The organism is Veillonella magna (assembly GCF_959600285.1).
Taxonomy (GTDB): domain Bacteria; phylum Bacillota; class Negativicutes; order Veillonellales; family Veillonellaceae; genus Veillonella_A; species Veillonella_A magna.
This window is the reverse complement of sequence record NZ_CAUGKU010000020.1, coordinates 21,037-27,064: the sequence shown is the minus strand read 5'-3', so window position 1 is coordinate 27,064 and position 6,028 is coordinate 21,037. Positions and strand designations below refer to the sequence as shown.

Annotated in this window: 4 protein-coding genes; all 4 read left to right on the top strand. The window is 42.7% G+C overall.

Annotation, left to right across the window (positions count from 1 at the left end):
* Nucleotides 1-2,639 (top strand): YadA-like family protein (locus Q5873_RS09335; RefSeq protein WP_303060538.1); only part of this gene is annotated, 2,639 nt, incomplete at its 5' end.
* Nucleotides 2,640-3,023: 384 nt separating this feature from the next.
* On the top strand, nucleotides 3,024-5,225 hold the full coding sequence (locus Q5873_RS09330; protein WP_303060537.1) for an autotransporter outer membrane beta-barrel domain-containing protein: 2,202 nt from the start codon (nucleotides 3,024-3,026) through the stop codon (nucleotides 5,223-5,225).
* A 139-nt stretch (nucleotides 5,226-5,364) separates the two neighbouring features.
* Nucleotides 5,365-5,577 (top strand): (4Fe-4S)-binding protein, encoded by a 213-nt coding sequence (locus Q5873_RS09325; RefSeq protein WP_303060536.1) that lies wholly within the window; start codon nucleotides 5,365-5,367, stop codon nucleotides 5,575-5,577.
* Between the two features lie 135 nt (nucleotides 5,578-5,712).
* A complete protein-coding gene (locus tag Q5873_RS09320) occupies nucleotides 5,713-6,015 on the top strand; it encodes a GNAT family N-acetyltransferase (protein ID WP_303060535.1) in 303 nt (100 codons plus the stop codon).
* Nucleotides 6,016-6,028: the final 13 nt, after the last annotated feature.

The following is a 6,028-nucleotide window of genomic DNA, read 5'->3' as shown; positions in this document are numbered from 1 at the left end:
CAAATTTTGGTGGTAATTCTGCAGCATGGGGAAGTGATTCTAAAATAAAAGCAGGAAAATACCAATCAGGAGCTATTTTTGGTGGTACCGTATTAGATAATCAATCGCTGGCAATGGGGTATAATGCAGAAGTATCAGCTAAGCAATCGGTAGCTTTAGGTGTAGACTCAAAAGCTACTGAAGAAAAGACTGTCAGCGTAGGTTCAGATAAAATGAAACGCCGTATTGTTAATGTGGCTGATGGCCAAGTTGATAATGATGCGGTCAATATGAAACAGCTCAATGAAGTAAAGAAGACAGCTGAAAATGCAGTACAAAAAGGTAATGGAACCGGTTCCGCTTCGCAAGCCGTTGGTACTGGATCTAATGCAAGTGGGTCATATGCATTAGCGGTGGGAAATAATTCTAATGCAGGCGGAATGTTTTCTATCTCCATGGGCTGGGGTAGTCAGACAGGTAATAATCAGTCGGTTGCTATTGGACATGATGCAAAGGCACAGTCCGCAGAAGCAGTTGCTATTGGTAATAGTGCGATTGCCCAGCAAGTTAATGCCATTTCCATCGGTAACAATTCCGTAGCGGGGTTATCCAACGAAGGATATGATGACCCGATTTGGTATGCAATCGGTGATGATGGAAAGCCGCTTTATAGTACATCCGATCCGAACGGCAATCGTGGCGGAGCACGCAGTGGTGCTGTGGCCGTAGGTAATGGGGCGAAAGCATTGGGCTATCGCAATATTGCTATTGGTGAAAATGCTATAACGGCTAAAAGTAAATTAAAGGATGGCGAGTTTGTACCTAACGCCGGTAAGAACAATCCGGAATATACGGAACCCGGCGTCATCGGTTCCATTGCCATCGGTGGTTATGCTATAACGGAAGGCAGTCATTCGACCGTTATCGGTAATGCAGCGTATGCTCTCGGAAATTACACATCAGCCTATGGTATCCGCAGCTATGCGTATGGCAAAGACTCTTCCGCCTTTGGTAATTCGGCTACGACTATGGGCAAACATTCAGTAGCTGTCGGTTCCTATGCTCGTGCCGATCATGATAATTCCGTAGCATTAGGGTCCGGGTCTATTACGGATAAAGCAGAATCTACGGCATCCTATACAATAGAAACCGGTAAAGCAGCGTATTACGCTACCAATAAAGAGTTACATTTTGCTGGGGCTGAAGCATACGGTACGGTCAGTGTAGGTGGTCAAGGCATAGCCGGTTATACTGGCAACGCTGATAAGAATGGCACGCTTACCGGATATACGGATCCATTTAATGGTAAGGTAATGATGGATAAGCCGATTTACCGTACGGTAACTAATGTAGCGGCCGGTCGTATTTCGGAAACCAGTACCGATGCTATCAACGGTAGCCAGTTGTATTATGCTATCGGCAAGACGGAAGTCAATGCTAACGATATTAAAACGAATGCCGGTAATATTACTACGAATACAACGAATATTGACAATTTGCAAAAGGACGTAGATAATCAAGGTAAGTTGATTGATGCGAATAGCAAACTCATTGATGCGAATACTAGTCGAATTGATGCGAATACTAGTCGAATTGATGGTATTGATACACGGCTGAACAATCAAGATGAACGTATGAATCAGCAAGATCAACGGTTGAATGATCAAGAGACACGCCTTGATCAGGTAGAAAAAAATTATGCGGTACAAAATGGAAAAATCCAGCAGAATGTGGATGCGATTAAGGGTTTAAAAGAACGACAGGACTCCATCGATAGCAAGTTAACTACTATGGATGGAAAAATCAGTGGCGTACAGAATGACCTTAACGCTTATAAAACGAAAACCGATACGGCTATTGCTTCTATTAACGCATCGCAAGAGGCACAGTCGCAGAACTTGACGAAGATTGAAAACAAAGTATCGAACAATACGTCGTTGATTACTAATGTTCAACAAAGTGTAAATAATTTGGATACGCGGGTAATGAATAATACGACGGAGATTAAAAATAATGAAACGCGTATTACATCCGTAGAAACAACGGTGAAAACCCATACGGCAGAAATTGAAGAAAATAAAGAAAACATTGCCAAAAATGTGAAGGCTATCAAGGTTAACAAAGATAATATCGCCGCCAATACACAGAGCATTAATGAATTGGCACAGGCACAGCAGCAATCGATGGATGGGATTCGTCATGCTATTAATGATGTGCGCAAGGAATCCCGTCAGGGCGATGCGATGAATGCAGCGTTGGCCGCATTGAAACCGCTTCAATATGATCCGGATGAAAAGACGCAGATTATGGCCGGTGTAGGCGGTTATAAAGGAGAACATGCCGTCGCTTTGGGCTTAGCACATTTCTTTAACGACAGCTTGATGGCAAACATCGGCGGTGCGTACACCTCGGGCAGCTCCATGATGTGGAATGCAGGCGTGACGATTAAATTCGGTTCCTCTCACGACAAGGATGATGAACATCGTCGCACCACCATTGAATATACACCGGATGTAGTAGTGAAAGAACACATCGCTACCTTGGAACAAGAAGTGGCTACTTCGAAAGCTGAAATGGCTGCACTCCGTGCATCTTCAACGGCACAGATCAATGAACTTCAGAAACAAATAGAAGAATTAAAGCGTTTGTTAACAAAATAAAAAATTACGTGCGTGTATTTTCTTTGTAGTGGATGATGTAACATATAGTCTATAAAATATAAAAAGGACTACGCCTATCTTCGCAGTTCACTGTGTGAACGCGTTGATTGTGGGTAGTCCTTTTTTATATCTTGATTCATATTTGACATAGCATGAAAGTTTGAAGGCATGCCAGGTGTTATTGAGTGGGGTAGACCCTGAAGGCTCGTCAGAGGTCATCAGAAAAAGAAATTTTGAAAAATAGATATAGAAGGTATATCTGTATATTATATCTAGTCCTTTATATAAAGACTATGAGCTATTGTAAATATACAAGGGGGTAGATTTTATTGTATCATGAAGGTAAAATGAGTGAATCGTGTGGGTTTAGGAGGAAAATATATCATGATACACAAGAAAATAGCGACTCGGATTATGCTGGCATTAAGCCTGGGCGTAGTGTGGAATGCAGCAGGGGCAACGGATAGTGAGAGTACTGATGATCATACCGTAATTATTACAGAACATGATTATTGGGATGGAAGAATAGATGGGCCTTATGAAAACGGTAGTACCGTAATTATAAAAGGTGGGAAAGGTGATGAAGTTCAAGGCGGATATGATACTCATGGGTATAGTGCCAATGATAATACCGTGATTATAGATGGAAAAGACAGTCATTATGCAACTATTACCGGTGGCCGTTCTATTTCACAAGAAGCATATAGAAATGTAGTAGACTTCAAATCCGGTAATGTGATTGATGAAATTATCGGTGGAGAAGGCTCCCATTATGGCAATGAGAATAAGGTTATTATCAGAGAAGATGGAAAAACGGGCTATGGTATAGCTGTTTTTGGAGGCGATAGTAGAATTCATTCGGATAAGAATGAAGTAATTATACATGGAAATCAAATATATGATGATATTGTCGGTGGTAGCGTAGAAGTATGGGATGACACATACGTTCCACAAACCAGTGCGATAAATAATACGGTTAGTATTAACGGACCGATTACGGTTAATGGGGATATCATGGGCGGCATTATTATGAATGACAGAAGCGGCAAAATTTTTAAAGATATTCCCTTTGAAAGATTAAAACAAGGAAACACATTAAATATAAACACCTTCGGTGTAACGGCAGGTAATATTTATAATTTTGAAAATATTGATTTTAATCTGCCGAAGCAATTGGAAGACAAAGCGATGTTAACGTTGACGAAGAATGAGGCTACCGATTTAACAGGGAGTAAAATCGTTGCGCACGTAGCCGGGGATACGAATGTAACGGGACCGACAAAGATAGTTTTACTAGATAAGAAGCAAGGCGAGCTTATTATGAAGGATGCAACGACGCGTAATCAATTAACAGTAACACAAGGGGTATCTCGTGTCAAGTCTTTGAAGATGCAGACGGAAGATAACGATATTGTATTGTATATAAACGGCAAACTGGCAACGGATACAACTGAACCGGCGACTAAACCGGATGAAATGACGAAGCCGGATACACCTACAACGGATACAAACGAGCCGGCAACGAAGCCGGATGAAACGGCAAAGCCGGACAAATCGACAACGGATACAAACGAGCCGGCAACAAACTCCGAAGAAACGACGAAGCCGGATACACCGTCGAACAATACGGATTCCGTCTTCCATCACGGGGATCCGCTAATGGAGCAGACAAAATCTCTGGTAGAAACGGCAGTAGCTATGGCGTCCTTTACAAATAAAGGAGCCGACTCGGTAGCTGAAACCATGGCATCCAGTGTAAAAGCGGCAATTGCTAAAAATAATGGCAATGATTCTCCGTTCTTTAACTCTACTATGTTTGCTTTAAAATATGAGACGGGATCCCATATTAAAACCTATGGATCTACTACACAAATCGGTTTTGGTATGCAGCGTGAAAAAGCAAATGGCACGGTAACATTAGCTCCCTTTATGGAATATGGCGTAGGAAAATATAGTAGCCTTGTCGATAGTGGTGTACGCGGTGATGGCGATATTCACAATTTCGGCGGCGGTATGTTAGTCCGTTATGATACCAACACAGGTGCCTATTATGAAGGCGCTTTGCGCGTAGGTCGAATCAGTGGTGATTATCGTGGCGTATTTACTGTGGGCGGACCGCAGGCCGTATCCTTTGATTCGGACGCTACCTATGTTACGGCTCATGCCGGAGTAGGCTATGTTAAACCATTGTCAGATACGACGACGCTGGATACGTACGGCACATATTTTTATAGTCATACCGGCGGTGATACAGTGCGCCTAAGCACCGGTGAAACCTATGATTTTGATGCGGTGGACAGTCATCGATTGCGCGTAGGTACACGCTATACGAAAGACTTTTCAAATCATCATGCCGTGTATGCCGGATTGGGTGTGGAACACGAATTTGACGGAGAAGCGATTGCTTATTATGATGGAGCATCTACGCCTTCGCCGCGACTGAAAGGAACCAGCGGTTTAATTGAGCTAGGATGGTCGCATAATGTGGGAAAAGCGCGCAGTACCTATCAACAAATCGGAGTCACCGGATGGTTTGGTCGCGAACGAGGTATAACGGCACATGCTAATTTTGGTTGGGTATTCTAACAGTTTTTTATTTTTGTAAAGTTGTATTTGCTATGGGTATCTTTTATAATAAAACAAAGATATATCATGAAAAGTATAATTACTATCACTTTCGTGATAGCGGTATTGGCCGTAAAGGTGGTGAAAGGAGGTCCTTTCAGTGAAAGAATACAGTAACGGCGAGCTTACTATTGTGTGGGATTCGTCGAAATGTGTGCATGCCGGGGTGTGTGTTAAGATGTTGCCTAAGGTATATAATCCGAAGGCGCGTCCGTGGATAACCATTGAAAATGCCACAACGGAAGAATTGAAAAAGCAAATCGATGCATGTCCATCGGGGGCATTGACGTATCGCTTGGAAACAAATGCATAACATATTTCTACCGGGTGAGTGGCTACATACGTACATACAATGGATTTCATATAATGATGACATGGTATGATCATGGATGTGTATAGTTGTGAAGGGTTCGCAGTAATATAGCGTAGATATGAGAAGGAGAGAAACATGGAAATTACCGTAAAGCAGGTGGATAAGGAAAAGCTCGGTGCTTTTGTAGCATTGGCGGACGGCAAGGAGTTCGCCGGTGAAATGACGTATAGCCGTGTGAATGATTCGCTAATTATTATCGATCATATGGAAACAGATCCGTCTTACGGCGGCATGGGGGTTGGCAAACAGATGGTGCAAACAGCCATTGCTTGGGCTAAGGAAACGGGGACGAAGGTTATGCCGCTATGTCCGTTTGCTAAGGGATATTTTGAAAAGCATCCGGAAGAAGTGGCAGAGATTATTGCCAAACAAGGATAAGCGTAGGCGTGAG

Coding starts and splice junctions, on each gene's coding strand:
- Q5873_RS09320 (WP_303060535.1), top strand. CDS start 5,713: ATGGAAATTACCGTAAAGCAGGTGGATAAGGAAAAGCTCGGTGCTTTT.
- Q5873_RS09330 (WP_303060537.1), top strand. CDS start 3,024: ATGATACACAAGAAAATAGCGACTCGGATTATGCTGGCATTAAGCCTG.